The 3180-nt window shown below is 56.3% G+C and carries 1 rRNA gene; it reads left to right on the top strand.

Annotated features, from left to right (window positions below):
* Positions 1-33: 33 nt before the first annotated feature.
* Positions 34-3158, top strand: a 23S ribosomal RNA gene (locus ACIRJT_RS38725).
* Positions 3159-3180: the final 22 nt, after the last annotated feature.

Raw genomic sequence — 3180 nt, 5'->3', positions numbered from 1 at the left:
TTTGAGAACTGCACAGTGGACGCGAGCATCTGTGGCCAAGTTTTTAAGGGCGCACGGTGGATGCCTTGGCACCAGGAACCGATGAAGGACGTGGGAGGCCACGATAGTCCCCGGGGAGCTGTCAACCAAGCTTTGATCCGGGGGTTTCCGAATGGGGAAACCCGGCAGTCGTCATGGGCTGTCACCCGCTGCTGAACACATAGGCAGTGTGGAGGGAACGAGGGGAAGTGAAACATCTCAGTACCCTCAGGAAGAGAAAACAACCGTGATTCCGGGAGTAGTGGCGAGCGAAACTGGATGAGGCCAAACCGTATGCGTGTGATACCCGGCAGGGGTTGCGCATGCGGGGTTGTGGGATCTCTCTTTCATAGTCTGCCGGCTGTGAGACGAGTCAGAAACCGTTGATGTAGGCGAAGGACATGCGAAAGGTCCGGCGTAGAGGGTAAGACCCCCGTAGCTGAAACATCAACGGCTCGTTTGAGAGACACCCAAGTAGCACGGGGCCCGAGAAATCCCGTGTGAATCTGGCGGGACCACCCGCTAAGCCTAAATATTCCCTGGTGACCGATAGCGGATAGTACCGTGAGGGAATGGTGAAAAGTACCGCGGGAGCGGAGTGAAATAGTACCTGAAACCGTGTGCCTACAAGCCGTGGGAGCGTCGCTGTATGTGCTTGCACATGCAGTCGTGACTGCGTGCCTTTTGAAGAATGAGCCTGCGAGTTAGCGGTGTGTAGCGAGGTTAACCCGTGTGGGGAAGCCGTAGCGAAAGCGAGTCCGAATAGGGCGTTTGAGTTGCACGCTCTAGACCCGAAGCGGAGTGATCTAGCCATGGGCAGGTTGAAGCGGAGGTAAGACTTCGTGGAGGACCGAACCCACCAGGGTTGAAAACCTGGGGGATGACCTGTGGTTAGGGGTGAAAGGCCAATCAAACTCCGTGATAGCTGGTTCTCCCCGAAATGCATTTAGGTGCAGCGTCGTGTGTTTCTTGCCGGAGGTAGAGCACTGGATAGGCGATGGGCCCTACCGGGTTACTGACCTTAGCCAAACTCCGAATGCCGGTAAGTGAGAGCGCGGCAGTGAGACTGTGGGGGATAAGCTCCATGGTCGAGAGGGAAACAGCCCAGAGCATCGACTAAGGCCCCTAAGCGTACGCTAAGTGGGAAAGGATGTGGAGTCGCAGAGACAACCAGGAGGTTGGCTTAGAAGCAGCCACCCTTGAAAGAGTGCGTAATAGCTCACTGGTCAAGTGATTCCGCGCCGACAATGTAGCGGGGCTCAAGCGTACCGCCGAAGTCGTGTCATTCATACACATAGGGCCAACGCCCGTATGGATGGGTAGGGGAGCGTCGTGTGCCGGGTGAAGCAGCCGCGGAAGCGAGTTGTGGACGGTTCACGAGTGAGAATGCAGGCATGAGTAGCGATACACACGTGAGAAACGTGTGCGCCGATTGACTAAGGGTTCCTGGGTCAAGCTGATCTGCCCAGGGTAAGTCGGGACCTAAGGCGAGGCCGACAGGCGTAGTCGATGGACAACCGGTTGATATTCCGGTACCCGCTTTGAAACGCCCAGTACTGAATCAGGCGATGCTAAGTCCGTGAAGCCGGCCCGATCTCTTCGGAGTTGAGGGTAGTGGTGGAGCCGATGAACCAGACTTGTAGTAGGTAAGCGATGGGGTGACGCAGGAAGGTAGTCCAGCCCGGGCGGTGGTTGTCCCGGGGTAAGGGTGTAGCCCGTGTGGTAGGTAAATCCGTCACACGTTAAGGGTGAGACCTGATGCCGAGCCGATTGTGGTGAAGTGGATGATCCTATGCTGTCGAGAAAAGCCTCTAGCGAGTTTCATGGCGGCCCGTACCCTAAACCGACTCAGGTGGTCAGGTAGAGAATACCGAGGCGTTCGGGTGAACTATGGTTAAGGAACTCGGCAAAATGCCCCCGTAACTTCGGGAGAAGGGGGGCCATCACTGGTGATAGCACTTGCTGCTTGAGCTGGGGGTGGCCGCAGAGACCAGCGAGAAGCGACTGTTTACTAAAAACACAGGTCCGTGCGAAGCCGTAAGGCGATGTATACGGACTGACGCCTGCCCGGTGCTGGAACGTTAAGGGGACCGGTTAGCTGCCTTTCGGGGTGGCGAAGCTGAGAACTTAAGCGCCAGTAAACGGCGGTGGTAACTATAACCATCCTAAGGTAGCGAAATTCCTTGTCGGGTAAGTTCCGACCTGCACGAATGGCGTAACGACTTCTCGACTGTCTCAACCATAGGCCCGGTGAAATTGCACTACGAGTAAAGATGCTCGTTTCGCGCAGCAGGACGGAAAGACCCCGGGACCTTTACTATAGTTTGATATTGGTGTTCGGTTCGGCTTGTGTAGGATAGGTGGGAGACTTTGAAGCGGCCACGCCAGTGGTTGTGGAGTCGTCGTTGAAATACCACTCTGGTCGTGCTGGATGTCTAACCTGGGTCCGTGATCCGGATCAGGGACAGTGTCTGATGGGTAGTTTAACTGGGGCGGTTGCCTCCTAAAGAGTAACGGAGGCGCCCAAAGGTTCCCTCAGCCTGGTTGGCAATCAGGTGTTGAGTGTAAGTGCACAAGGGAGCTTGACTGTGAGACCGACGGGTCGAGCAGGGACGAAAGTCGGGACTAGTGATCCGGCAGTGGCTTGTGGAAGCGCTGTCGCTCAACGGATAAAAGGTACCCCGGGGATAACAGGCTGATCTTCCCCAAGAGTCCATATCGACGGGATGGTTTGGCACCTCGATGTCGGCTCGTCGCATCCTGGGGCTGGAGTCGGTCCCAAGGGTTGGGCTGTTCGCCCATTAAAGCGGTACGCGAGCTGGGTTTAGAACGTCGTGAGACAGTTCGGTCCCTATCCGCTGTGCGCGTAGGAATATTGAGAAGGGCTGTCCCTAGTACGAGAGGACCGGGACGGACGAACCTCTGGTGTGCCAGTTGTCCTGCCAAGGGCATGGCTGGTTGGCTACGTTCGGAAAGGATAACCGCTGAAAGCATCTAAGCGGGAAGCCTGCTTCGAGATGAGTATTCCCACCCTCTTGAAGGGTTAAGGCTCCCAGTAGACGACTGGGTTGATAGGCCAGATGTGGAAGCCCTGTAAGGGGTGGAGCTGACTGGTACTAATAGGCCGAGGGCTTGTCCTCAGTTGCTCGCGTCCACTGTGTT

Source organism: Streptomyces sp. NPDC102283, from assembly GCF_044766265.1.
Lineage (GTDB): Bacteria > Actinomycetota > Actinomycetes > Streptomycetales > Streptomycetaceae > Streptomyces.
Note: the sequence above shows the minus strand (reverse complement) of the source record. Positions and strands in the feature narration are given on the sequence as shown.